The 24,014-nt window shown below is 69.3% G+C and carries 18 protein-coding genes and 1 riboswitch; of the genes, 16 read left to right on the top strand and 2 right to left on the bottom strand.

Annotated features, from left to right (window positions below; genetic code table 11):
- Window positions 1-58: 58 nt before the first annotated feature.
- From A6W98_RS19550 to A6W98_RS19540, 3 genes are read left to right on the top strand one after another with little or no spacing between them, the layout of a single operon-like run.
- On the top strand, window positions 59-961 hold the full coding sequence (locus A6W98_RS19550; protein WP_042465682.1) for a manganese/iron ABC transporter ATP-binding protein: 903 nt from the start codon (window positions 59-61) through the stop codon (window positions 959-961).
- Complete coding sequence (locus A6W98_RS19545) at window positions 958-1,818, top strand: metal ABC transporter permease (RefSeq protein ID WP_042465678.1); 861 nt, start codon at window positions 958-960, stop codon at window positions 1,816-1,818. Before A6W98_RS19550 ends, A6W98_RS19545 begins: the two co-directional genes overlap by 4 nt.
- A complete protein-coding gene (locus A6W98_RS19540; RefSeq protein WP_042465675.1) occupies window positions 1,818-2,660 on the top strand; it encodes a metal ABC transporter permease in 843 nt (280 codons plus the stop codon). The genes A6W98_RS19545 and A6W98_RS19540 overlap by 1 nt, the downstream gene beginning before the upstream one ends.
- 48 nt (window positions 2,661-2,708) lie before the next feature.
- Here the strand turns inward: A6W98_RS19540 and A6W98_RS19535 are convergent, their stop codons facing one another.
- Window positions 2,709-4,157 carry a helix-turn-helix domain-containing protein gene (locus A6W98_RS19535; RefSeq protein ID WP_042465673.1) on the bottom strand — a complete coding sequence of 483 codons (1,449 nt, stop codon included), beginning with the start codon at window positions 4,155-4,157 and terminating at the stop codon, window positions 2,709-2,711.
- Window positions 4,158-4,311: 154 nt separating this feature from the next.
- Between A6W98_RS19535 and aceB the strand changes: the two genes are divergently transcribed.
- The 3 genes from aceB to A6W98_RS19520 all read left to right on the top strand — a co-directional run bounded on the left by aceB (window position 4,312) and on the right by A6W98_RS19520 (window position 9,163).
- A complete protein-coding gene (gene aceB / locus A6W98_RS19530; protein ID WP_042465670.1) occupies window positions 4,312-5,937 on the top strand; it encodes a malate synthase A in 1,626 nt (541 codons plus the stop codon).
- Window positions 5,938-6,060: 123 nt separating this feature from the next.
- Entirely contained in the window at window positions 6,061-7,680 is a 1,620-nt protein-coding gene (locus A6W98_RS19525; RefSeq protein ID WP_042465663.1) for an isocitrate lyase, read from the top strand.
- Between the two features lie 93 nt (window positions 7,681-7,773).
- Window positions 7,774-7,985, top strand: a riboswitch (cobalamin riboswitch).
- A gap of 104 nt (window positions 7,986-8,089) precedes the next feature.
- A complete protein-coding gene (locus tag A6W98_RS19520) occupies window positions 8,090-9,163 on the top strand; it encodes a BLUF domain-containing protein (protein WP_052678170.1) in 1,074 nt (357 codons plus the stop codon).
- A gap of 331 nt (window positions 9,164-9,494) precedes the next feature.
- Here A6W98_RS19520 and A6W98_RS19515 read toward each other — a convergent pair whose 3' ends face one another.
- The gene (locus A6W98_RS19515) at window positions 9,495-10,505 is read right to left on the bottom strand and encodes a helix-turn-helix transcriptional regulator (RefSeq protein WP_042465661.1); all 1,011 of its coding nucleotides are present in this window, start codon (window positions 10,503-10,505) and stop codon (window positions 9,495-9,497) included.
- 184 nt (window positions 10,506-10,689) lie between these two features.
- On the opposite strand from A6W98_RS19515, the gene A6W98_RS19510 reads away from it, so the two are divergent.
- From A6W98_RS19510 to A6W98_RS19465, 10 genes are all read left to right on the top strand, one after another.
- Window positions 10,690-11,877, top strand: coding sequence for an MFS transporter (locus tag A6W98_RS19510; protein ID WP_042465658.1), 1,188 nt, complete (start codon window positions 10,690-10,692; stop codon window positions 11,875-11,877).
- Entirely contained in the window at window positions 11,874-13,871 is a 1,998-nt protein-coding gene (locus A6W98_RS19505) for a TonB-dependent receptor (RefSeq protein WP_042465656.1), read from the top strand. Before A6W98_RS19510 ends, A6W98_RS19505 begins: the two co-directional genes overlap by 4 nt.
- A gap of 254 nt (window positions 13,872-14,125) precedes the next feature.
- Entirely contained in the window at window positions 14,126-15,949 is a 1,824-nt protein-coding gene (locus A6W98_RS19500; protein WP_052678169.1) for an ABC transporter ATP-binding protein, read from the top strand.
- Window positions 15,946-17,724, top strand: coding sequence for an ABC transporter ATP-binding protein (locus A6W98_RS19495; protein WP_052678168.1), 1,779 nt, complete (start codon window positions 15,946-15,948; stop codon window positions 17,722-17,724). Before A6W98_RS19500 ends, A6W98_RS19495 begins: the two co-directional genes overlap by 4 nt.
- Before the next feature lie 528 nt (window positions 17,725-18,252).
- On the top strand, window positions 18,253-18,729 hold the full coding sequence (locus A6W98_RS19490) for a hypothetical protein (protein WP_042465652.1): 477 nt from the start codon (window positions 18,253-18,255) through the stop codon (window positions 18,727-18,729).
- A gap of 48 nt (window positions 18,730-18,777) precedes the next feature.
- Complete coding sequence (locus A6W98_RS19485; RefSeq protein WP_264580104.1) at window positions 18,778-19,956, top strand: phage tail sheath family protein; 1,179 nt, start codon at window positions 18,778-18,780, stop codon at window positions 19,954-19,956.
- A 66-nt stretch (window positions 19,957-20,022) separates the two neighbouring features.
- Window positions 20,023-20,487: a phage tail protein gene (locus A6W98_RS19480; protein WP_042465649.1), complete on the top strand. Its 465-nt coding sequence runs from the start codon at window positions 20,023-20,025 to the stop codon at window positions 20,485-20,487.
- Between the two features lies 1 nt (window position 20,488).
- Window positions 20,489-21,742: a hypothetical protein gene (locus tag A6W98_RS19475; RefSeq protein WP_052678167.1), complete on the top strand. Its 1,254-nt coding sequence runs from the start codon at window positions 20,489-20,491 to the stop codon at window positions 21,740-21,742.
- Window positions 21,730-22,536 carry a CIS tube protein gene (locus A6W98_RS19470; protein ID WP_052678166.1) on the top strand — a complete coding sequence of 269 codons (807 nt, stop codon included), beginning with the start codon at window positions 21,730-21,732 and terminating at the stop codon, window positions 22,534-22,536. The genes A6W98_RS19475 and A6W98_RS19470 overlap by 13 nt, the downstream gene beginning before the upstream one ends.
- Window positions 22,533-24,014 (top strand): phage baseplate assembly protein V, encoded by a 1,482-nt coding sequence (locus A6W98_RS19465; protein WP_042465641.1) that lies wholly within the window; start codon window positions 22,533-22,535, stop codon window positions 24,012-24,014. Before A6W98_RS19470 ends, A6W98_RS19465 begins: the two co-directional genes overlap by 4 nt.

Below are 24,014 nucleotides of genomic sequence, written 5' to 3'. Positions count from 1 at the left end.
GCAGACGGCCCTTCCGGTGCGCAACATCCGGTGGGGCCTTTCCGGCAGGAGGGACAGCATGAAGGATGAGCTGCAGAAGACCGGGGCGGCGCGGCCCGACGCCGCGGATCCGGGCAGCGGCATCGAGGCGCGCGGGGTGACGGTCACCTACCGCAACGGCCATACCGCGCTGAGGAATGCCTCGTTCCGGATCCCGCGCGGCACCGTCACCGCCCTTGTCGGGGTCAATGGCGCCGGGAAATCCACGCTGTTCAAGGCGATCATGGGCTTCGTGCCGGTGGCGCAGGGCGATATCCGCCTGCTGGGCCTCGGCGTGAAGGAGGCGCTGCGCCGCAACCTCATCTCCTACGTGCCGCAATCCGAGGAGGTCGACTGGTCCTTCCCGGTTCTGGTCGAGGATGTGGTGATGATGGGCCGCTACGGGCATATGGGCTTTCTGCGGCGTCCCGCGAAGGCGGACCGCGCGGCGGTCGATGCCGCGCTCGGCCGGGTGGGGATGCGCGATTTCCGCCACCGCCAGATCGGCGAGCTGTCGGGCGGCCAGAAAAAGCGTGTCTTCCTGGCCCGCGCGCTGGCCCAGGACGGGCAGGTGATCCTGCTCGACGAGCCCTTCACCGGCGTCGACGTGAAGACCGAGGAACAGATCATCGCGCTTCTGCGCGCGCTGAAGCAGGAGGGCCGGGTGATGCTGGTCTCGACCCATAATCTGGGCTCGGTGCCGGAATTCTGCGACCGCACGATTCTGGTGAAGGGCACGGTGCTGGCCCATGGCCCGACCGAGACCACCTTCACCCGCCCGAATCTCGAGGCGGCCTTCGGCGGCGTTCTGCGCCATTTCACCCTGGGCGGGCCCGATCTGCACGAGGATGACGACATGCGGCAGGTGTCGATCTTCACCGATGACGAGCGCCCGCTGGTGCAATATGGCGAGCGCACCCGCAAGGCGGAGCGCAGCCAGTGAGCGCGCTGCTGGAGCCTTTCGCCTATGGCTACATGACCAACGCGATGTGGGTCTCGGCGCTGGTCGGGGGCGTCTGCGCCTTCCTGTCCTGCTACCTGATGCTGAAGGGATGGTCGCTGATCGGCGATGCGCTCTCGCATTCCGTGGTGCCGGGGGTGGCCGGGGCCTACATCCTCGGGCTGCCCTTCGCGCTTGGCGCCTTCCTGTCGGGCGGGCTGGCGGCGGGAGCGATGCTGTTCCTGTCGGACCGATCCGGGCTCAAGACCGATGTCGTCATCGGCATCATCTTCACCGCCTTCTTCGGGCTCGGGCTGTTCATGGCCTCGGTCAACCCGATGTCGGTCTCGATCCAGACCATCACCATGGGCAACATCCTCGCGATCACCCCCGGGGACACGCTGCAGCTGGCGCTCATCGGGATCGTGTCGCTGACGGTGCTGGTGCTGAAATGGAAGGACCTCATGGTCACCTTCTTCGATGAAAGCCACGCGCGCTCCATCGGCCTGCGCCCGGGGCTCCTGAAGGCGGTGTTCTTCGTGCTGCTCTCGGCCAGCGTGGTGGCGGCGATGCAGACGGTCGGGGCGTTCCTGGTGATCGCCATGGTGGTGACGCCGGGCGCGACGGCCTATCTGCTTTGCGACCGCTTCCCGCGGCTGATCCTGACCTCGGTCGCCATCGGTGCTTCGACCAGCTTCGCGGGCGCCTATATCAGCTACTTCCTCGACGGCGCCACCGGCGGCGTGATCGTGGTGCTGCAGACCCTTGTCTTCCTGGCGACCTTCCTGATGGCCCCCAAGCACGGGCTGCTGGCCGCCCGCCGCAAGGCCGCCGCCGCCCTGACAGAGGAGCCGGCGTGATGCTCGAGACGCTTCTGATGCCGTTCCAGTTCGGCTTCATGCAGAGCGCCTTCGCGATCGCCCTGATCGTCTCGGTGCCGACGGCGCTTCTGTCCTGCTTTCTGGTGCTGAAGGGCTGGGCGCTGATGGGGGATGCGGTCAGCCACGCGGTGCTGCCGGGCATCGTGCTGGCCTATGTCGCGGGGCTGCCGCTGATCCTGGGCGCCTTCGCGGCCGGGATGCTGACCGCGGTCGCCACCGGGTTCCTGTCCGAGAACAGCCGGATCAAGCAGGACACGGTGATGGGCGTGGTGTTCTCGGGCATGTTCGGTCTGGGGATCGTGATGTTCGTCGCGCTCCGGACCAATGTGCATCTGGATCACGTCTTGTTCGGCAACATGCTGGGGGTGGGTCCCGCGGATCTGTGGACCGCGGGGGCGATTTCGGTCTGCGTCAGCCTGGTTCTGGTCGTGAAATGGAAGGATCTGATGCTTTACGCCTTCGACCCGGCCCAGGCGAGGGCCTCGGGCCTGCCGGTCGGGCTGCTGCATTACGGCCTGCTGGCGATCCTGTCCCTGACCATCGTCGCGACGCTTTCGGCCACCGGGCTGGTGCTTGCGGTCGGGCTGCTGATCTCGCCCGGGGCCATCGCCTTCCTGATCGTGCGCAGCTTCGGGCGCATGCTGGCAGTGTCGGTTCTGGTCTGTGCCGTGGCGATGCTGGGCGGCACCTATGCCAGTTTCTTCCTCGACAGCGCGCCGGCGGCCACGATCATCCTGGTGCTGACGGGCCTGTTCGTTCTGGCCTTCCTGCGCCGGTTGCACCTGACCCGGAGCGCATCCCGCAGGGCCGCGACCGCCTGACGCCCCGTCCTGCGCCCCCGGGGGCACCTCCGCGATGCAGGACAGGTCTCACTCGCCCTCGAAACGATAGACGGCAAGGCTGCGTTCCAGTTCGTTGACGGCAAGCTTGCGGTTGATCGGGGCCTGGGCGCGCGAGGCGCAGTCGCGGCGTTCGCAGAGAAAGCAGTTCAGCCCGATATCGACGGGCTTCACCCGGCCGAGATCCAGCTGGTCGGCATAGACGAGCCGCGGCGCATAGGCGATGTCGCAGCCCAGCCCGATGGCCAGCTGCGGCGCCGGGGCCGAATGGGTGCCGCCCGCCCGCGTGACGGTGCGCGCGATCGAGAAATAGCTGGCCCCCTCGGGCATCCGGATCACCTGGGTATGGACGCGGCCCGGGGCCTCGAAGGCACCATGGATGTTCCACAGGGGACAGGTTCCGCCGAAGCGCGAGAACGGGAAGCGGCCCGCGCTGAAGCGCTTGGAGACATTGCCCGCCCGGTCGACCCGCACGAAGAAGAAGGGGATGCCGCGCGCCTCGGGGCGCTGCAGGGTCGACATCCTGTGCGCCGTCTGCTCGTAGCTGGTGCCGAAACGGTGGCTCAGCAGCTCGACATCATAGCGCTCGGATTCGCAGGCGGCCAGGAAGCGGCCATAGGGCATCATCAGGGCCGCGGCGAAATAGTTCGCGAGGCTGACACGGGCCAGGCGGCAGGCATCCCCGGCCCCGAACCCGTCGCCGAACCCGGCCGAGCGGATCACCGCATCGATCAGCTCCTGCTGTTCCAGCCGCGCCAGCAGCACCCCGATCTGGAAGCGGCGGCTCGACTGGCCCAGAAGCTCGGACAGCAGCAATTCCCGGCGGTGCAGGTCGAAGCGGCGCAGGCTGCCGCCCATCACCGGGGCCGGGAGGATGCGGATCCGGATGCCGTGATCGGCAAGCCGCTCGGTCAGGGCCAGATGCGGCTCGGTCCGGCGCAGCGCCATCTCTTCCGCCACCGCCTCGGCGGCGCGGTCGACCCGGTCGATATAGTTCTGGGTCTCGTAGAACCAGTCGCGGACGATCTCGACCGGCCGCGCGATCTGGCCCAGCAGCTCGACCTTGTTGCGGTCGGTCAGCGGGTTGTCCTCTGCCTGGGCCTGCATCGCCGCATGGGTGTATTTCGCCTGCAGCCGGACCAGGGCGGCGGCGATCCCGGGCGCCGATTGCAGCACCGCCTCGATTTCGGCCCGGCCGACCCCGCGGGCTTCGAGCGCCGGGTCCTTCAGCGCGGCCGCGAAATCCGAGGCCAGTTGCGCATCGATCCCGGGCGCCAGTTCCGAGACGTTCAGGTCGTAGACCTCGGCCAGCCGCATCAGCAGCCGCGCCGAGGCCGGGCGCTGATCGGTCTCGATCAGGGTGATGTAGCTGGGCGAGATCCCCAGCTCGGCCGCCATCTGCGCCTGGGTCAGGCCCAGCGATTTCCGAAGCACCTTCAGCCGCTGGCCGATGACCAGCTTTTCCCCGCGTTTCGCCATTGTGACAAACCTTACAAGACACGCGCGACCGCGCTGACAACACCGACAACATGACCTTATTCCTATCGCGCCATGATGCACATGCGGCATGACATTACTAGAGTGACATCAGAGGTCGGATACGGCCGCATACAGCCAGGGAAAGGTGCCCGCGATGTCTCTCGACCACCATGTTCCAACAGCATCCACGCCACTTGTCCTGCGCGAGGCGCCGGGGGCCGAGCGCGTCCTGACCGCCGAGGCGCTGGAGTTCATCGCCGCGTTGCAGCGCCGGTTCGGGATGAACCTGCATGCGCTGATGATCGCCCGCCAACGCCGGCAGGAACGCAATGACAACGGCCGTCTGCCCGATTACCTCGAGGAGACCCAGGCGATCCGGCAGGGGGTCTGGCAGGCCGCGCCGGTGCCCGAGGCGCTGGCCGACCGGCGGGTCGAGATCACCGGTCCCGTCGATCGCAAGATGATGATCAACGCGCTGAATTCCGGCGCCAGGGTCTTCATGGCCGATTTCGAGGATGCGACCGCGCCCAGTTTCGCGAATATCGTCGCGGGCCATGCCAACATGCTGGACTATCGCGACGGCACGCTGATCCATGACGATCCGAAGACCGGCAAGTCCTACCGGGTGGGCGAAAACCCGGCGCTGCTGATCGCGCGCCCCCGCGGGCTGCATATGGAAGAGGCCAATGTGCTGCTGGCCGGCCGTCCGGTCTCGGCGGCGCTGTTCGATTTCGGGCTGACGCTGTTTCATTGCGGGCGCGCGCTGGCCGCGACCGGGCGCGGGCCGTTCTACTACCTGCCCAAGATCGAGAGCCACCGCGAGGCGGCCTTCTGGAACTCGGTCTTCGAATTCGCCCAGGACAGGGTCGGTCTGCCCAGGGGCACGATCAAGGCGACGGTGCTGATCGAGACCCTGCCCGCGGCCTTCGAGATGGACGAGATCATCTGGGAGCTGCGCGACCACATCGCCGGGCTGAACTGCGGCCGCTGGGATTATATCTTCAGCTATATCAAGACGCTGCGCGCGCATGCCGACTATGTTCTGCCGGACCGGGCAGAGGTCATCATGGACGAGGCCTTCCTTGCCGCCTATGCCGCGCGGCTGGTCAAGGTCTGCCACCGCCGCGGCGTTCACGCGATGGGCGGCATGGCCGCGCAGATCCCGGTCAGGAATGACCCCGAGGCCAATGAGGCGGCCCTTGCCAGGGTCCGGGCCGACAAGCTGCGCGAGGTGCGGCTGGGCCATGACGGCACCTGGGTCGCCCACCCGGATCTGGTGCCGGTCGCGATGGCGGTTTTCGACGCCGAGATGCCCGGCCCGAACCAGATCCGCACGCCGCGCCAGGAATACCGGCTTCTGCCCGAGATGCTGCTGCGCCCCCATGAGGGCAGGATCACCGAGGAGGGGGTCCGCACCAATATCTCGGTTGCCATCGAATATCTGGCGCAGTGGCTGTCGGGGCGCGGCGCGGTGCCGATCATGAACCTGATGGAGGATGCCGCCACCGCCGAGATCAGCCGTGCCCAGATCTGGCAGTGGATCCGCCACGGCGCCCGGGTCGCGGCCCGGGACGGCACCGAGCGGCGGATGGATGCCACCTGGCTCGACGCGCTGGTGCAGGAAGAGATCGCCGCGATCCTCGGCCGGACGGGACCGGGCGGGTTCCACCGCGGCCATTACGCCTCGGCCGCGCGTATCTTTCAGGAGGCGGCGACGGCCGAAAACCTGCCCGATTTCATCACCACCCCGGCCTATGCCGTTCTGAACGCGCTCGACTGATGGACCCGATCCGCATCCTCTCCCCCTTCGGCGGCCCGCTGCCGGAGGAATGCCCCGCCCCCACCGCGCCGGCCAGCCCCGCGCCCTGCGACCCCGTGACCGATCACGTTGAAAGGAAAAGCCATGAGCCAGAGAAAGACCTATTCGGAGCTTCGTTCGGACGTCCTGTCCCGTTACCCCTCCGGTCGTTCGTCCAGTGGGGTCTCGGTCGATGACATCGTGCAGCTGAAGCTGCAGAACACCTATGCCACCCATCTGGACATCGCCCGCGAGATGGCCTCGGTGATGCGCGCGGACATGGCCGCCTATGACGCGGACCCGCGCAATTCGACCCAGTCGCTGGGCTGTTGGTCGGGCTTTCACGCGCAGCAGATGATCAAGTCGGTCAAGCGGCTGCGCGGCTCGGCCAGGGGCGTCTATGTCTACCTGTCGGGCTGGATGGTGGCGGGGCTCCGCAACCGCTGGGGCCATCTGCCCGACCAGTCGATGCATGAAAAGACCGCCGTCGCCGAGTTGATCCAGGAGATCTACACCTCGCTGCGCCAGGCCGACGAGGTGGCGCTGAACGATCTGTTCAAGACCCTCGATGCGGCGCGGACGGCGGGCGACACGGCGGCCGAGGCCGCCGCCATCGAGGCCATCGACGGTTTCGAATCCCATGTCGTGCCGATCATCGCCGATATCGATGCGGGCTTCGGCAACGAGCACGCGACCTACCTGCTGGCCAAGGAGCTGATCAAGGCCGGCGCCTGCTGCCTGCAGATCGAGAACCAGGTCTCGGATGCCAAGCAATGCGGCCACCAGGACGGCAAGGTCACGGTCCCGCGCGAGGATTTCATCGAGAAGCTGCGCGCCTGCCGTCTGGCCTTCGAGGAGCTGGGCGTCGACGATGGCGTCATCGTGGCCCGGACCGACAGCCTCGGCGCGGGCCTGACCCAGAAGGTGCCGGTCAGCCGCGCGCCGGGCGATCTGGCCAGCCAGTACATCAAATGGCTGAAGACCGAGCCGATCACCGAGGAGAACCCGATCCGCGAGGGCGAGCTGGCGCTTTACCGCGACGGCGAATTCATGCGCCCCGCGCGGCTGCCCAACGGGCTGTTCCCCTTCATGGAAGGCACCGGGCGGGCGCGGGTGGTCGAGGATTGCATCGCCTCGCTGACCCAGGGCGGCGCCGATCTGTTGTGGATCGAGACCGACACCCCCAATGTCGACGAGATCGCCTCGATGGTGAGCGAGATCCGGGCGGCGGTGCCGGATGCCAAGCTGACCTACAACAACTCTCCCTCTTTCAACTGGACGCTGAACCTGCGCAAGCAGGTCCGCGCGCAATGGCTGGCCGAGGGCACGATTTCCGAGGACAGCTATCCGGACGGCAACGAGCTGATGAAGCCCGATTATGACGAGACCGATCTGGGACGCGAGGCCGATGCCCGGCTGAGGGCCTTCCAGACCGACATCTCGACCCGGGCGGGGGTGTTCCACAACCTCATCACCCTGCCGACCTTCCACCTGACCGCCAAGGCGATGGACGAGCTGTCCCGCGGCTATTTCGGCGAGGACAGGATGCTGGCCTATGTCGCGACCGTCCAGCGCGAGGAAATCCGGCGCGGCATCTCGGCGGTCCGGCACCAGCACGAGGTCGGCTCGGATCTGGGCGACACGTTCAAGGAGATGGTCGGCGGCGAACGTGCCCTCAAGGCGGGCGGCTCGGCCAATACCATGAACCAGTTCGCGGCCGAATAGGCGCCGCTGCCCCGGGACGCGGCTGCGCGCATTTCGCGCGGCCGCATTCCCTGGTGGAGGCCACGGATTTCTTCGACAGGAGCCGCGGCTTTGTCTACCATTGCGACGGATGGTGCGCATGCTCTCGCCTGCAGGGAGCATGACTGAAAAGGGAATGCGGTGCGGGGGATCTCCCCAAGGCCGCGGCTGCCCCCGCAACTGTAAGCGGCGAGCGGTTCTGGAAGATGCCACTGGGCGATGCCCGGGAAGGCCCGGAACCGCGGCGACCCGCAAGCCAGGAGACCTGCCATCCGCTTGGTGTTGAAACGGGCGGGGTGCCCCGGAGGACACGGTGTCGGACCGGGATGCCCTTGCGGCCCGTATCCGCTGCCTTGCCCCTGGCCCCGTGCCTGCAATTGAGGCCGTGGGGATGCTGAAAGAAAGCCCGAAAGACGGAACCGCCGAGGGGCGTCTGTTCCGGATCGCCTACAAGAGCCGCGCCCATCCCGGATGTGACCTTGCCTCCGCCGGGGCCATGGCCGCCGAGGACGCCTTGCGAAACCGCGACCGGAACGTGACCGGGGTCCTGCTGTTCGAGCGGGGCTGGTTCCTGCAATGGCTGGAGGGTCCGGCACGGACGGTCCTGTCGCTGGCCTCGGCGATCCGGACCGACCCGCGCCACGGCGAGATGCAGATCCTCAGCGCCGGCGCGACCGATGAACGCCGCTTCGCGGGCTGGCCGATGCGGCTTGCCCCGCCCTCGGGGCCGCTGGCCGACAGGGCGGATTTCGATGCGGCGACCGCCGCGCTTGCCTTCGACCGGGCCGCTGCGCTCTACCGCGAGGAATGCGGCGGCGAGGCGGACTGGCGCGACCTGGCGGACGGCTTCGTCCGCGACCTTGCCCGGGCGCCCGAGGAGGCGGTGCCCGACCTGCCGCCCTCGGCCCTGGAAACGCTGTCGGCGCGGGCGGGCTTCGTCGACGCGCTTTGCGCCGCGCTGGCCGCAGCCTGGCATGCCAGCGCGCTTTCGGGCTTCGAGGTGACGCTGGCGACCGTACGCCTGAACCGGCTTCTGCTGCGGGCCGGCCGACCCGCCACCTCGCTTGCGCCGAAGGGGCGGGTTCTTGTCCTTGCGCCTTATGGCTGCACGGAAATCGCCGGGGCCATTGCCAAGACCGATCTGTTGCGACAGGCCGGATATTCCGTCCGTATGGTGCCCTGGGCCTCGGGCGCGGCACTCGACGACGCTGTCGGAGAGACCGGCAGCTGTCCGGTCATCGTCTATGCCGGGCGTGTCGGCATCGGCACGAAGGATGCCATGCGCGGGGCGGCGCTGGCCGAACGTCTGTCCGCGCGGATGCCCGGGCGGACGGTCCTGCTGGGCGGCCGCGATGCCGGCCCGCTTTGCGACTGGTCGCACCGGCTTGCCTTTCTGGCCCAGCAGCTGCCCACGGGAGCCGACCCCGCTGCCGACCCCGCCCTCCGCACCCGCCAGAGGGTGTGATCCCGGGCCTGCCGGGCGCGTTGCGGAAACCCCGAAGGGTGGCGCGGGACATGTTCTGCGCGGCCCCGTTTCGGCAGGACGCGCTCTGACCCGGGGCCTCACGCTGCTGCCACGAGATTGGCGGGCGGGGCCTTCTCCTGCGGGGTTCGGGCCCGCTATTGGCAGGCTGCCAGAGCCGCTTGGCCGGGATCGCTGTCATCTCGGCTGCCTCGGGAGGCACGGCGCGTGGATGTCCGGGATCCCCGGGCCGATCCCGTCCGGGCGCGCGCCTCGCGATCGCCGGGCACCGAGCTGAAGAAAGAGCTGCTCCGACGCCCGGTCTTTCCGGTCGCTACCCGGTGCGGCGCGCCGTTTTCGACAGCGAAAGCACATCCGATGGGGTTTGCCCGAAGCGCCGCCGGAACAGGGCCGTGAAATGGCTCAGGCTGCCATATCCGACGGAAAGCGCGACATCCGTCACCGAGCCCTTGCCCTCCAGCAGCAATCTGCGGGCTTCGCCGAGGCGGCGTTCCTGCAGGAACGCGTAGACCGCGCAGCCGGTCTCGGCCCGGAAGCTCTGCTTGAGGCGATTGTGGGAAATGCCCGCCGCCTGCGCAAGCTCGGGGACCGTCCAGGCGCGGCCGAGATCGCCTTCCATCAGCGCGATCACCCTTTGCACCGCCCGCCTGTCGCGCGCCAGGAGCGGCGCCGGAGCGATCGCGGTGGCCATGTTGACCCCGGCGGCAAGGGCACGGATCGCCTCGTCGATGATGTAGAGCGAGCGGGCCTCGACGGTCAGATCGGCGGTGCCGGACATGCCCGAGCGGAACAGGGCCTGGGCGTCGGCCATCAGGCGCGGTGTCAGGGGCAACAGGCCGACCCAGACCGAGGGGCTTGCCATCGCCGCATGGGGATGCCCGGCCCCGAGGGCGTCGATCGAGGACGGGCCGCCAAGCGCCGACCAGAAGGACGGTTCAAGCCGGATGTCGATGCCGCGCAGGCGCGAGGAGGGTTTGAACCGGTCCTGCCCGGTGGCGCCTGCCGGGGCGATCATGCAGTAGATGCCGGGGCGCAGCGGGATCGGGCCGAATTGCCCTTCGCCTTCGGTGATCCAGCCGGTCCCGGCCGCCTCGAACAGCAGGCTCAGCGCGACACAGGGGGCGGTATGCATGTCCGCTGCCATGCCGGTGCCGGTCTCGATATCGAAAAGCGAGATCGTCACGCCCTTGCGCAGACCGAGAATGCGGTAGCTGCCGCTTTCGGGCATGCCGCCGAAGGACGAGGACAGGGGCTGCGGTCCCAGAACCGCCACCTCATGCGGTTCGGCATGCGCGAGCTGGCGTGTCTCGATCTGAAGGCCCATCCTGACGGTTCCCGGAAAATAAAAGTCCGATCCCATTATCGGAGTACCTGATCACAATAGTCAACTACTCCCCCCCGGCATAGTCCCCTGATACTCCGCCGAAAACCAGGCGACCGAAAACCAGGCTATTCCGGGGACGGCCAGAACCGTGCGACCAGCGACACCACCGATCCGGCCGATATGGATGCCGGCACTTGCCCTTGTCGGGCTTTATGCCGCGCAATCCATCACCGGCAGCATGGTGCAAAGCGCCTTGCCCGTGGTGCTGCGCGATGCGGGCGTGGGGCTGGACCGGATCGGGCTGTTGTCGCTCCTGTTCATTCCCTGGGTGCTCAAGGTCTTCTGGTCGCCGCTGGTCGACCGCTTCGCCACGCCGCGCCGGTGGATCCTGACCTGCCAGGGCCTGTTGTGCCTGTGCTTCCTGATCGGTGCCGCCTTCGCGCCGGAACACCATCTGGGCGCGCTGTTGCCGGTGGTCTTCGCGATGGCGGTCCTGGCGGCCACGCAGGACATCGCCACCGATGCCGCGGGCGTGCATGCCACCACCCGCCGGACGCGGTCGCTGGCCAGCGGCGCAAGCACCGTCGGAGGCTATGCGGGCTTCCTGATCGGCGGCGGGCTGTGGCTGTGGATCTATGCCCGGCTGGGATGGGAGATCTCGATGATCTTCCTCGCGGTCGCGATGCTGCTTTTGACGCTGCCGGTGCGCGCGCTGCGGATCGGTCGGCCCGAACCGGCGGCAAGGCCCCCTTCGCCGCTTCTCAGCCTGAAGAACCCGGTCCTGATGCGCGGCGCGGGATTGCTGTTGCTGTGGCAGGGCGGGGTGCGGCTGGGGCTGGCCATGACCGGCCCGATGCTGGTCGATGCCGGTTTCTCGATGGAGTTCATCGGCTGGCTGCGCGGCGCGGGCGGCATGGCGGTGGGGCTGATCGCGGCGGCGGCCGGAACGGTGCTGTGCCGCCGCTTCGGCCCGCGCCCGGTGCTGCTGGCAGCGGGCGGCGGGATCGGGACATGCTGCGTGGGGCTTGCCGTCTGGGCTGTGGCGCCCGGTGCGCTCTGGCAACTCGCGGCGCTGCAGCTGGGCCTGTCCGCGCTGACGGCCGTGTCCTTCGTGGCGCTTTATGCCGAGATGATGAACTGGTGCGCGCCGGCTCAGGTCGCGACCGATTTCGCCTTGCTGCAGAGCCTCGACGCCGCCCTTGCGGTCGCCACCGGCATCCTGGCCGGACAGCTGGCGCAGCATATGGGCTATGCGCCGGTCTTCGGTCTGGCCGTGGTTCTGCTGATGTCTGCGCTGCCTTTGGTGCGGCACCTCGCGGGCACTTGCCCCGCGTCTGAAATTCCCTTGAAAAATATGGAGATAGCCGAATGATGCGCAGTCTGCTCAATACGGCCTGTGTCGCGGCGCTGGCTTTCGGTTCGCTGGCTTTCGCGGCGACGCCCCTGGAAGCCCGGGACAGGTCGGCCGGTGGCGAACTCGATCTCGGAACGATCTTTGTCCGGGGCGCCAAGCGGCCGCAGGAGGCGCTGAGCTTTCCCGGTGCCGTCGCCGAGGTCGATGCCTTGCAGCTCCAGGCCCGCGAGGTCCGCAATATCGCCGATCTGGACCGGGTCTTTCCCGGCCTCACCGTCGATACCCGCTCGGCCCGGGTCTATTCCAACTTCACGCTGCGCGGACAGTCCTCGCTCGATTATTACAACCCCTCGGTACAGGTCTATGTCGACGGTCTGCCGCAGGATCCGGCGGTCCTGGCCCAGATGTTCCCCGGCGCGCTGGAAAATGTCGAGGTCCTCTACGGCCCGCAGGGCAGCCTTTACGGCCGCGGCGCGGTCGGCGGCGTGATCAATGTCACCACCACGAAGCCCGGGGACGGGGCGCCCTTCTCATGGTCGGCCGGGGGCTCGGATCAGGGCTATCAGGCGCAGATGCGCGGACAGGTGCAGCTGGGCGACGGGCTCTGGGCCGATCTGTCGCTGGCGCGCGACGACGCCGATGACGATCTCGATGTCATGGGAACCGGCGAGGATGTGGGCGGCACCGTCGAGGACCGCGCGCAGCTGCGGCTGCGCTATGCCCCCGAGGGAAGTTCGCTTGACATCATGCTGAGCGCGGCGCGCAATCGCATCGATTCCAGCGAGGAACAGTTCGTGAAGGGCACCGAGCTGAGCGGCCGCAAGGCGGTGCCCTTCCCCTCGGATTACATCCAGGACACCGACAGCTACGGGCTGACCGCCGATTACGATCTCGGCTGGGGAAAGCTGTCCTTGCTGACCGGGTATCAGGACCGGTCCCTCGACCGGACGATCTTCGGGTCCGACACCCCGGAATGGCAGAAGACCCTGACCCAGGAGCTGCGGCTGTCCTCGGCCACCGGAGGGCCTGTCGATTACGTGGTCGGGCTGTTCTATTCGCATACCAAGTTTCACCGCGACGCCTATGGCGCCTCGACGCTGCAGAAGACAGACAGCTATGCCGCCTTCGGCGATCTGACCTGGCACGCCACCGACCGGCTGGATGTCACCGCCGGGGCGCGCTGGGATTACGAGAAGACCGATGCGACCGCGACCGGCGCCGTGAGCCTCGACGGCAGCGACGACTGGAGCGCGCTTTCGCCGAAACTGGGCGTGAGCTATGCGCTGGCGCCGGACTGGCAGGCCTACGGGATCGTCAGCAGCGGCTTCAAGGCGGGCGGCTTCACGAGGACGCTGACGCCTTCGAACATCTCCTACACCTATGATCCGGCGACGACCTGGAACGGCGAGGCGGGGCTGAAATACCGCTCGGGCGACGGGTCGGTCGAGGCGTCGGTCGCGGCCTATTACAGCGTGACGGACGATTACCAGATGTTCGTGGGCCCGGCCGCCTCGCAATATCTGCAGAATGTCGGCGAGGTGACGGCCAAGGGCATCGACGCCAGGCTGCGCGTCAACCGGGGCGCCTGGGGCGTGACCGGCGGCGCCACCTGGGGCTCGTCGCGCTTCACCGGTTACGACGACGCGTCGGGCACCGACCATGACGGCAATGACGTGCCCTATGCGCCGGATTTCACCGCGCGGCTGGCGGTCGACTACACCCATGATCTGGGCCATGGGCGCGGCAGCCTGATCCCCCGCATGGGCCTCAGCTATCAGGGCAAGGTCTGGTTCGACGAGGCCAACAGCCTCGGCCAGGGCGGCTACTGGCTGGTGGATGCGGGGCTGGCCTGGGACATGGGACAGCACCGGGTGCTGGATCTCTATGCCACCAACCTGACGGACGAGACCTATGTCAGCTACGGCTTCGATGCCAGCGGCTACGGTCTGGGCGATGTCTACCAGCTTGGGCGCGGGCGTGAAGTCGGCATCCGCTTCACCCAGAGCTTCTGAGCGATCCGCGCCTGTCGTGGGGCGCGCCACCGCGCCCCTCCGCGCGCCACCGCGGGCGCGGGTCATGAACCGCGGCGGCCCTTGGACGGGGGCGGGGTCGTCCCTGGACGCGCGCAAGGGACAGGGCCCGGGAGGCGATCGGCGTGATCGTGGCCCTCCCCGGGTCGAAACCGCCTGAAATACCGGGTCGTGACAGGCGCCCCGGAGCGGTGCCGGATCCTGGCGATCCCTCCGCCGGAAAAAGGAGAAGAACGATGACCGAAGCGGCGATGGCCGGGGCTCCTCCCGGGAACGAGGCGTCGAAGCCCCCCGATTTCTTCGCGAGCCTCAAGCTGCTGATGCGCCATGGCGGGAAGGCGGGGCCGCTTTTGTCCATTTCGGCGGCAATGGCCACCTGCGCCGTGGCGCTGGAGCTGGTACCGGTCTGGGCGGTCTGGCGGCTGGTGGCCGAGCTTGTCTCGGGCACCGCGACGCCTGCGATCTTCGTCACCTGTGCGGTGGCGGCGCTGGTGGCGGTGGTCCTCGGCTATCTGCTGATGGGGCTTGCGCTGGGGCTGAGCCATGTGGCGGCCTTCCGCCTGATCCATGCGTTGCGGCTGGCGCTCGCGCGGCATCTGGCGCGGCTGCCGATGGGCTGGTTCGCCGGGCGTCGCTCGGGCGGCGCGAAGAAGCTGATCGTGGACGAGCCCGAGCGGCTGGAGCTTCTGGTGGCGCATGGATTGCCGGAGGGGATTTCCGCCGGCGCGACCTGGCTTGCGGTGACGATCTGGCTCTTTGCCGTCGACTGGCGCATGGCGCTGGCCTCGATCGTGCTGACGCCGCTGGCCTTCGGCGCGATGTTCTCCGCGATGGGGCGCAATGCGCGCATGGCCGGAGCGTATCAGGCGGCCTCAGAGCGGCTGAACGGCGCCATCGTCGAATATCTCGCGGGGATGGCGGTCGTGAAGGTCTTCAACCGCAGCGGCGAAAGCCTCGGCGAGACTGCCGGGGCGGTGCGCGACTATGCCGCCATCGAGACCGCGATGGGCCGCGCCTTCGTGCCGCGCGGGGCGCTGTTCTATACGCTGGTGGGGGCCAATATCTGCGTCATCCTGCCGGTGGGCATGGTGCTGATGCAAACCGGCTCGCTCGATCTGGAAAGGCTGGCGCTGTTTGTCATTCTCGGCGCGAATTACAGCCTTCCCCTGATGAAGCTGTTCAATCTGTTCCACAACATGGCGCATATCTCGATGGCCTCGACGCTGATCGAGGATGTGCTGGCGACCCCTGCCCAGCCCGATACCGGCGCCCGCATCTCCCTGCCGGATCACGAGATCGTCTTCGACCGGGTGCGCTTCGGCTACGAGGCGGGCACCGAGGTGATCCATGGCGTCAGCTTCACCGCGCGCGACGGCAAGGTGACGGCGCTTGTCGGCCCCTCGGGATCGGGCAAGAGCACGCTGGCCGGGCTGATCCCGCGGCTGCACGATGTGGGGGCCGGGCGCATCACGCTTGGCGGGCGGGACATCCGCGAGATCGGGCTCGATCAGCTGATGGAAGAGATCGCCTTCGTGTTCCAGGACACGGTGCTTTTCAGCGGCACGATTGCCGAGAACCTGCGTTTCGGCAAACCCGGCGCGACCGAGGCCGAGCTGCAGGCCGCCGCAATCGCGGCCCGGGCGCATGACTTCATCGCGGCGCTGCCCGAGGGCTATGACACCCGGCTGGGCGAGGGCGGGGCGGCGCTTTCGGGCGGCGAGCGCCAGCGTCTGGCCATCGCCCGCGCCATCCTCAAGGACGCGCCGGTCATCGTGCTGGACGAGGCCACCGCCTTTGCCGATCCCGACAGCGAGGCGGCGATACAGGCGGCGCTGAGCGAGCTGTCGCGCGGCCGCACGCTGATCGTGGTGGCGCACCGGCTGCACACGATCATGGGCGCGGACCGGATCGTGGTGATGGAGGAAGGAAGCGTCGCCGAAACCGGACGGCATGAGGACTTGCTGGCGCAGGGCGGGCTCTATGCCCGACTCTGGGCCGATTACACGGCGGCGCAGGCGATCCCGCTGCGCGGCGGCAGGACGATGGAGACGACCCGATGAGCATGGTTGAGATAACGGATGCGGGACCCGAAAGCCGCTCGGATCTCGAAAGCCTGAAACGCGCCTGGCATCTGGCAGGACCGCTGAAACGGCAGGTGTCACTGGGGGTTCTCTACCGCTTCCTGCAAAGCATGATGCTGGGGCTCGGCTTCGGCGTGGTGGTCCTGGTGGTGACGGGGCTGGCCGACGGGCGCCCGCTGAGTACGGGCTGGATCTGGCAGACATGCGGCCTGATGGCGCTGTCGCTCGCCGGGCAGATGCTGTTCGGCTATCTTTCGGTCAGGGCGTCCTGGCTGTCCTCCTACGAGATGGCGGGGCATCTGCGGCTGCGGATCCTCGAAAAGCTGCGGCACCTGCCGCTGGGGTTTCATCAGGCGCGCCATCGGGGCGACACGGTGACCGTCCTGACCTCGGACATGCAGATGCTGGAAAGCTTCTTTTCCGACGGCCTGCCGCGCATTGCCCAGGCGCTGGGTCTGCCGTCCGCGATCTTCCTGGTGCTGCTGGCGCGCGATCCGCTGCTTGCCCTGGCCACCGCGGTCTCTGCCGTCGTGGCGCTGCCGGTTTTCCTGGCCACGTCGCGGCAGCTGTCGAAGCTGGGCATCCGGCGGCAGGACATGCAGGCCAGGGCCGGGGCGCGGATGATCGAGTTCGTGCAGGGCATGGGGGTGATCCGGGCCTTCAACCACATGGCGCAGGGGCAGCAGGGCTTTCGCAGGGCGATCGACGATTTCCGCGACATCTCGATCCGGATGGTGGTGCAGCTAGCGCTGCCGATGGCGCTGTTCGGAATGATCGTGATGCTGGGGGCGCCGCTGGTGATCTGGGTGATCGGCGGACGGCTCGACACGATCGGGACGGGCTCTGCGGTCACCGCGCTTCTGCTGCTCTTTTCGATGTATGCGCCGCTTCTGGCGCTTCTGGGGGTGATGGAGGCGGTGCGCATGGCCGATGCCTCGCTGATCCGGATGGACCGGATCCTTGCCGCGCCGGACCTGTCCGAGCCCGCCGATGCGCGTCCCCGGGGCAGCGAGGTCCGTTTCGAGAAGGTCGATTTCTGCTATCGCCCGGGCCAGAAGGTGCTGAAGGATATCTCCTTCACCGTGCCCGAACGCTCGATGACCGCCATTGTCGGGCCCTCGGGCTCCGGCAAGAGCACGATCCTGAACCTGATCCCGCGTTTCTGGGATGTCGAGGCGGGCCGCATCACCATCGGTGGCGCAGATGTGGCGCGGATCGGCGAGGCCGGGCTGTCGGATCTGGTGACGGTGGTGTTCCAGCAGGTCTACCTGTTTTCCGGCACCATCCGCGACAACATCGCCGCGGGCCGACCCGGGGCAAGCCAGGCCGAGATCGAGGAGGCCGCCCGTGCCGCCCAGGCGCATGAGTTCATCTCCCGCCTGCCGCGCGGCTACGAGACCGAGGCGGGCGAAGGCGGTGCGGCGCTGTCGGGCGGCGAGCGGCAGCGGATTTCCATCGCCCGCGCCATCCTGAAGGATGCCCCCATCGTGCTGATGGACGAGGCGACGGCGGCGATCGATCCGACCAACGAACGCGCGATCCAGACCGCGCTGGCGCGGCTGGTCGAGGGGCGCACGCTGATCGTGGTGGCGCACAAGCTCTCGACCATCCGTTCTGCCGATCAGATCCTCGTGCTGGAGGACGGGGGGATCGTCGAGCGCGGTCGACATGAGGCGCTCCTGGCGCAGGAGGGGCTTTACGCCCGGCTGTGGAACCACCGCGCCAGGGCTGCCGGATGGCAGATCGGCGGCTGAGCGCCTGCGTGCAGTCGGCGTCCGTCCTGAGGCCGGAGTCCGGTCTCGACGGGACGCCCCTGCTTGCTTCCGGTGCCGGGTCGCGCCCAGGGTGACGGGAACCGCATCAATGCGGGACCGAACGACATTGCGGCTGTTTCCGACGTTGCCATGCGGTTCGCAGCACGCTGCGGGAAGGCCGTCCCCCATCCGGCCGGGGGAATGCGCCTCGAGCACATTCCCCCTTGCCGGAGCGCCCCGCCAGCCCGCCGCATGGCCTCGGCACTCCTCAGCCGCAAGACCCTCGCGCGGCGGTTACAGAAAAAAAAGCCATGCCCGTCGACGGACAGCCCTGTACATTCCACGAAGTCGGACCATGCACCGCGCGCAGCGGATCGGGTGGCAGACCTGCGGTTCCGGAAGCGCCGCTCGGTCCGTTGTCGGGCAATTCTCCGGCGAACGTCCGCGAACAAAGGTGACGCTACGTTAATTTTAGTTGAATAGTTCCGGTGATTCCCGTCATGCTTGCAACGGAGTTGGGGGGATCGCATGAAAGGGGCACCGCTGCCTTCGGTCAGGTTCGGGACGGCGTCGGAACTGCGCACGGCGCTGGTCGGCTGGATCGGCGCGACCGTGCCGGGCTGCCGGGTCGGCGTGCCCGAGGAAGAAGCTGGCGAGGAAACCGGCGAGGACGGCCTGCGGGCGGTGCTGCGGCTGGGCGACATCGCGCCCGTTTCCCATGGCGAGGGCCGCGATCTGGTGCTGGCGCGGGCCACCTACCGGCTGGATCTGGCCGCCGACGGCATCGCCGAGGCCGAACAGGCGCTGGTCGATCTGATCCTCGAGGGCGCCGGGCATCCGGCCTTCGCGGTCGAGGCCGTGGTGCGGCCCGATGCGCCGCTGCCGGGGCTTGCGATCCGGGCCTGTCTGGAACGGCGCCGCGCCGCACCGACGGCGCCGCCGGTGAAGATCCACAATGTCGAGCTGCGCCCGGGGCGTCGCTCCGAACGGCAGAGGACGGGATAGCGGAGGGGTCCGCGCAGTCGGGGCCCATTCAGGGGGAGGGGGACGACAATGGTGATGACGGTAGCGGCGCCCGGGGTCTATGTCTTCGAGGAGAAGCTGGGCCCGAGGACCATCGAGGCGGTCGGCACCAGCGTCGCGGCGCTGGTGGGGCGGGTGCCCTTGCGCGGGGTCGCGGCGGGCACCCCGGTCCCGGTCAACGGCTGGATGGAGTTCCGCCGCCGCTTTACCGACGAGGACAGCTCCAGCACCGATCTGAGCAATGCGGCGTTCGGCGCCTTCGCCAACGGGCTGCGGCGGCTCTGGGTGATGCCGACCGAGGCCGGCTCCGAGATCTCGGATGACGACCTGCGGCCGCTCGAGGGGATCGACGAGATCGCCATCGTGGCGGCGCCGGGCTATGCCAGCAAGGCCAGCCATGACGCCCTGGCGACCCATGCGACGCGCTGCGGCGACCGCTTCGTCCTGTTCGATCTGCCGAAGGACGCGCCGGTTGAGGCGATGACCGAGGTCGGCGGCGCCGCCCGGCGCGGGACCGCAACCGAGGAGGGCGCCACCCCGTCTCCGGCCCCGGCCAAGGCGGTGCGGCCCTCCAGCATCGATTGCGGCGCCTGCTACGCGCCCTGGCTTCTGATGCAGGACCCGTTGAAGCCCGGCGACAGGGTGCTGGCGCCGCCCTCGGGCCACATGGCAGGGATCTATGCCCGGGTCGACGCCACCCGGGGCGTGCACAAGGCGCCCGCCAACGAACCGGTGCTGGCTGCCATCGACGCCGAGCGCCGGATCACCCGGCAGCAGCAGGAGCTTCTGAACCCGCGCGGGGTCAACGCGATCCGGTTCATGAGCGGCGGGCTGAGGGTCTGGGGCGCGCGGACGCTGTCCGAGGATGCGCTCAACCGCTACGTGCCGGTGGTGCGGCTGGTGCTGATGATAAAGGAGTCGATCGAACAGGGCACCGGCTGGGTTGTGTTCGAGCCGAATTCCTATCCGCTCTGGGAGGCGATCAAGCTCGACGTGCGGGCCTTCATGACCCGGCTCTGGCGGTCCGGCGCGTTGGTCGGGCGGACCCCGGAAGAGGCGTTCTTCGTGAAATGCGACGAAGAGACCAACCCGCCCGAGCTGCGCGATGCCGGCCGGGTCGAGACGCTGATCGGCTTTGCCCCGGTGCGCCCGGCGGAATTCGTGATCTTCCGGCTGGCCCAGGTCACCGCCGGGGCCGAACCCGCCTAAGGGCGGCCGACAGCAGGGGGCGCGGCCGTCCGGCCGTACCCCGGTACCGGACGAGGAGGGGGAACGATGCCTGAAAACGCCACTGCCGCGCGGCCCGAGCCGCTGCGCAACTACCAGTTCTCGTTGCAGATCCAGAACCGCGAAATCGCGGCCTTCACCGCCTGCACCAATCTGGGGATGCGGATCGCGCCGATCCGCTACCGCGAGGGCGGCGCCCATGAGGCGGTGCGCTGGCTGACCGGCGATACCGAATATGGCGAGGTCTGCCTGCGCTTCGGGGTCACCAATTCGACCGAGCTGTGGGACTGGATCATGACCGCCGCCGCCGGCGCGGTCGAGCGGCGCAATGTGGCGATCATCCTTTACACGCCCCGGGGCGACGAGGCGCTGCGCTACAACCTGACCGCCGCCTGGCCCTGCGAATGGGCGGGGGCGCATCTGGACGCGCTGGATCAGGGCGTGGCCTATGAATACGTCAAGCTTGTCTTCGAGCAGATCGCGGCGGTGCCCCGCGCCGCGGCGGCGACCTGACATGACCGGGCGTCGGGGATTTCTGGCCGGGACGGTCTCGGCGCTGTGGCGGCTGCTGGGCCGGATCGCCGCCCTGCTGGCGGGGCGCGGTGGGGCGGCCGGGGACGGGCAGGGGGAAGACCTGCCACCCGCCCATTGGCTGGCCGCGATCCGCGCCGCCGCGCCGGACAAGCTGGACGGCATCCGGCTGATCGCCGATTTCGAGGGCCGGGCCCCCGACCCGAGCGCCGGAGAGTGCCGCGCCGAGACCGGGACAGGCTTCGTGCCGCCCTCGTTTCCGGCGCGGCCGGTGGGCGTGGAGAGGATGCTTGCAGAAAGCCGGGCCGCGACTGAGGCTTTACGCCCGGTCTCCCCCCGGATCCTGGCCGCCCCGCTTGTGATCGTCGCACCGAAGACTATCGCCCCGGAGATCGTAGAACCTGTGATCGCAGGACCGGGCCCGGTCGTTCCGTCGCCGGTCGGGCGGCGGGGCGGCTTGCGTCCCCGCGTCGCGGTCCTGTCTCCGGTCTCGAGGGCGGCAGAGGCGGCCGGGTCGCAGAGCGTGGAACAGAGCCCGGAACAAAGCCCGGAACAGCGGCCGGAGCGGAACTGCGGTTCGGGGATATCCTGGCCGCGCCGCATCCCGGCGGTGCGGGTCCTGTCCGGGTCGGGCCTTGCCGCCGCGCGATCCGGCGCGGCCGAGCGTGAGCCAGCGCCCGCCGGTCCGGGCGAAGCTCCGGGCGAGGGAGGGGCTCAAGGACGGGACGTTCCGCATCGACCCATCTCGGGCGCGGAGCAGAGCGAGGGGCAACAAGACGAACGCGGCGACAGCCACGGAGGCGGCCCAAAAGACGACGACCAAGAGGACGGGCAGACCCGCCTGCGTCCCGGGCTGTCGGTTCGCCCGGTTCCTTCGGTGTCCCTGCCGGACGCTGCGGCCCTGCATCCGGCCCCCGCGACTTTACCGAGCGTGCCGGAGGGCGAGGTGGCATTCGCCGGGGCCGTAGCGGCGTCGGTCCGCCCCCCGGACGTCGACCTGGTCCCCGCTTCCGGGACCGTGCTCCCGGGGGGCTGGCCGCGCCGAGGCTCTGCCCCAAACCCGGCTCCGACGGGGGCCGGGCTGAGCCTCGGCTCCGATGCGGCCGGGCGGTTCCCGACCATGGATCCGGTCCGCGAGGCCGAGCCGCTGCCCTCCTTCGAACGGCGGCTGGACGGTCCCGAGGCCCGCCGGGCGCGGTTTGCGCGCGAGCAGGGGGGTGAACTATGGACCGTGTGACGCTGCTGGTGGACGAGACCGGAGACCAGATCTCGGCCCTGCTGAACCCCGCGAGTCTCAGCTTCCGGCGCCAGTCCGGGATGCGGCCCCGGCGCCGGATCGGAACGGTGGTGGCGGGGGGCACCGGCCGCGACGCGCCGCTGGTCTTTGCGGGCGATGCGGTCACCGAACTGGACCTGGAACTGCTGTTTGACGCCGATTTCGCGGGCTCGGCCACGCCTGCACCGTCCGGGCCCCCCCGCGACAGCCTTGACGTGCGCGGGTTGACCGCACCGATCTGGCGGCTTTCCGAGGCGGCCGAGGCGCATGGCGAGGCGTTGGACGACCTGCCCCAGGTCTTCCTGATCTGGGGCCGCGCCACCAAGCTGCGCTGCCGCCTTCTGGGGTTGGCAGAGCGGCTGGAACGGTTCGACGCGGTGGGCATCCCGCGCCGGTCCTGGCTGACGCTGCGGTTCCGGGTGTTCCAGGAGGCCGAGGAGGACCCGCGCGGCTATCTGCCCCTGCCCGCGCCGGTCGAGAGCTTCCTTGACGAGGTGCCGGTGCCGGGGGCGCTGGCGGGGCCGCAGGACCCGGATCTGCCAGACCTGCTGGACCAAAGCCCCGGCGTCACTGTGATCGGCGGCGAGCGGCTGGACGAGATCGCCGCGCGCTGGCTGGGTTCGCCCGCCGACTGGCGCTGGCTGGCCTTCGTCAACGATCTGGCCGACCCGCTGCGGCTGGAGCCGGGAACGGTGCTGACCCTGCCGCCGCCCGGCTCCGGACCCGGCGCCCCGACGACGGGGGCCGTGCCATGACCGAGATGCCCCGCCCCGGCCGCGCTAGGGAACGCAAGCTGACGGTCCGGCTGGACGGGGTGCCGCTGGCCGCCGGGTCGGTCGATGCCCTGACCGGGATCGAGCTTCGCCAGACCGTCTCGGCGCCCGCGCTTTGCGAGCTGTGCTTCGAGGCGGGCGGGGCGCTGCCGCTGGATCCGGGCGCGCTGGCAGGCCAGCGGCTTGAGATCGCGGCGGGGCCGGACGCGGTGCTGTTCGAGGGCAGCATCGGCGCGGTCGCCCCGGGCCGGGCGCGGCCGAACCGGCGCAGCCTGCGGATCCGGGCGCATGACCCGCTGGCCGCGCTATACCGTTCGGCGCTTCCCGCGCGGCACGAGGCGGACGGGCTGGATGCGCTGGTCCGCACCCTTCTCGGCCGCCACGGGCTGGAGCTGCGCGGCGAAAGCGGGGCGCCCTGTCCGGCGGTGCTGTTGCAGCATGGGCTCGACGATCTGCGGTTTCTGGCCCGGCAGGCGGCCAAGCTGGGCTTTCATCTGGCCGCCGAGGGCAAGGCGGTCGATCTGTTCGGCGCCGAGGGTCTGGGCGCGCCCCTGCCGTTATCCTTCGAAGGCGGGTTGCTGGAGGCAGAGATCGAGGAGAACGCGCTGGCGGGCTTTGCCGCCACCCGGCAGACGCTTTGGGATACCGGGCTGAACCGGCCGCTTGCGGGCGAAAGCCCGGGCGCGGTGCCGGGCCGGGCGGGCGAGCTCACGCTGGCGGCGGGGCTTTACGAACCGCCCGTCGCGCCGGAACGGCTGACGGAGGCGCGCGCGGCCCAGCATGGCGCGGCCGCCCGGCGGATCTCGGGCGTCGCGCTTGGCGATGCCGCGCTGCGGCCGGGACGGCGGATCGCGCTCGAGCTGGAGCCGGGGCGGACCGCCCGGGGCACCATCGCCGAGACCCTGCACCGGGTCGAACCGGGGCTGGGCTGGGTCACTGAGTTCCGCACCGGGCTGCCCGCCCATCTGCCCTGCGAGGGCATGCTGGCGGCGCCCGGCACTGTGGCCGAGGTCTCGGGCGGGGACGATCCGCTGCTGCGGCTGAAACTCGATCTTTGCGACGGGCTGGAAACCGACTGGCTGGCGGTGGCGCTGCCGGGGGCGGGGGCCGACAAGGGGGTGATCGCGCTGCCCGAAACCGGCGACCGGGTGCTGGCGCTGGTCTTCGCCGAGAACCCCGCCCATGGCTTCGTGCTGGGCGGGCTTTACGGCGAACAGGAGGTGCCGCGGCTGGGGCGGGGCCCGGGCGGGGTGCGGCCCTATCTTCTGCGCACGCCGCGCGGCCAGCAATTGCTGCTGAGCGACCGCGGCGCCCGGGTCGAGCTGCGCGCCAGCGGCGGCAGCCGTCTGACCGCCGGGCCGTCCCGGACCGAGCTTCATTCGGCGGGAGATCTGGTGATCGAGGCGCCGGGCCGGGCGATCACGATCCGGGCGGCAAGCATCGGTTTCGAAGAGGGGTAG

Origin of the sequence: Rhodovulum sulfidophilum DSM 1374, assembly GCF_001633165.1 — a bacterium.
Lineage (GTDB): Bacteria > Pseudomonadota > Alphaproteobacteria > Rhodobacterales > Rhodobacteraceae > Rhodovulum > Rhodovulum sulfidophilum.
Note: the sequence above shows the minus strand (reverse complement) of the source record. Positions and strands in the feature narration are given on the sequence as shown.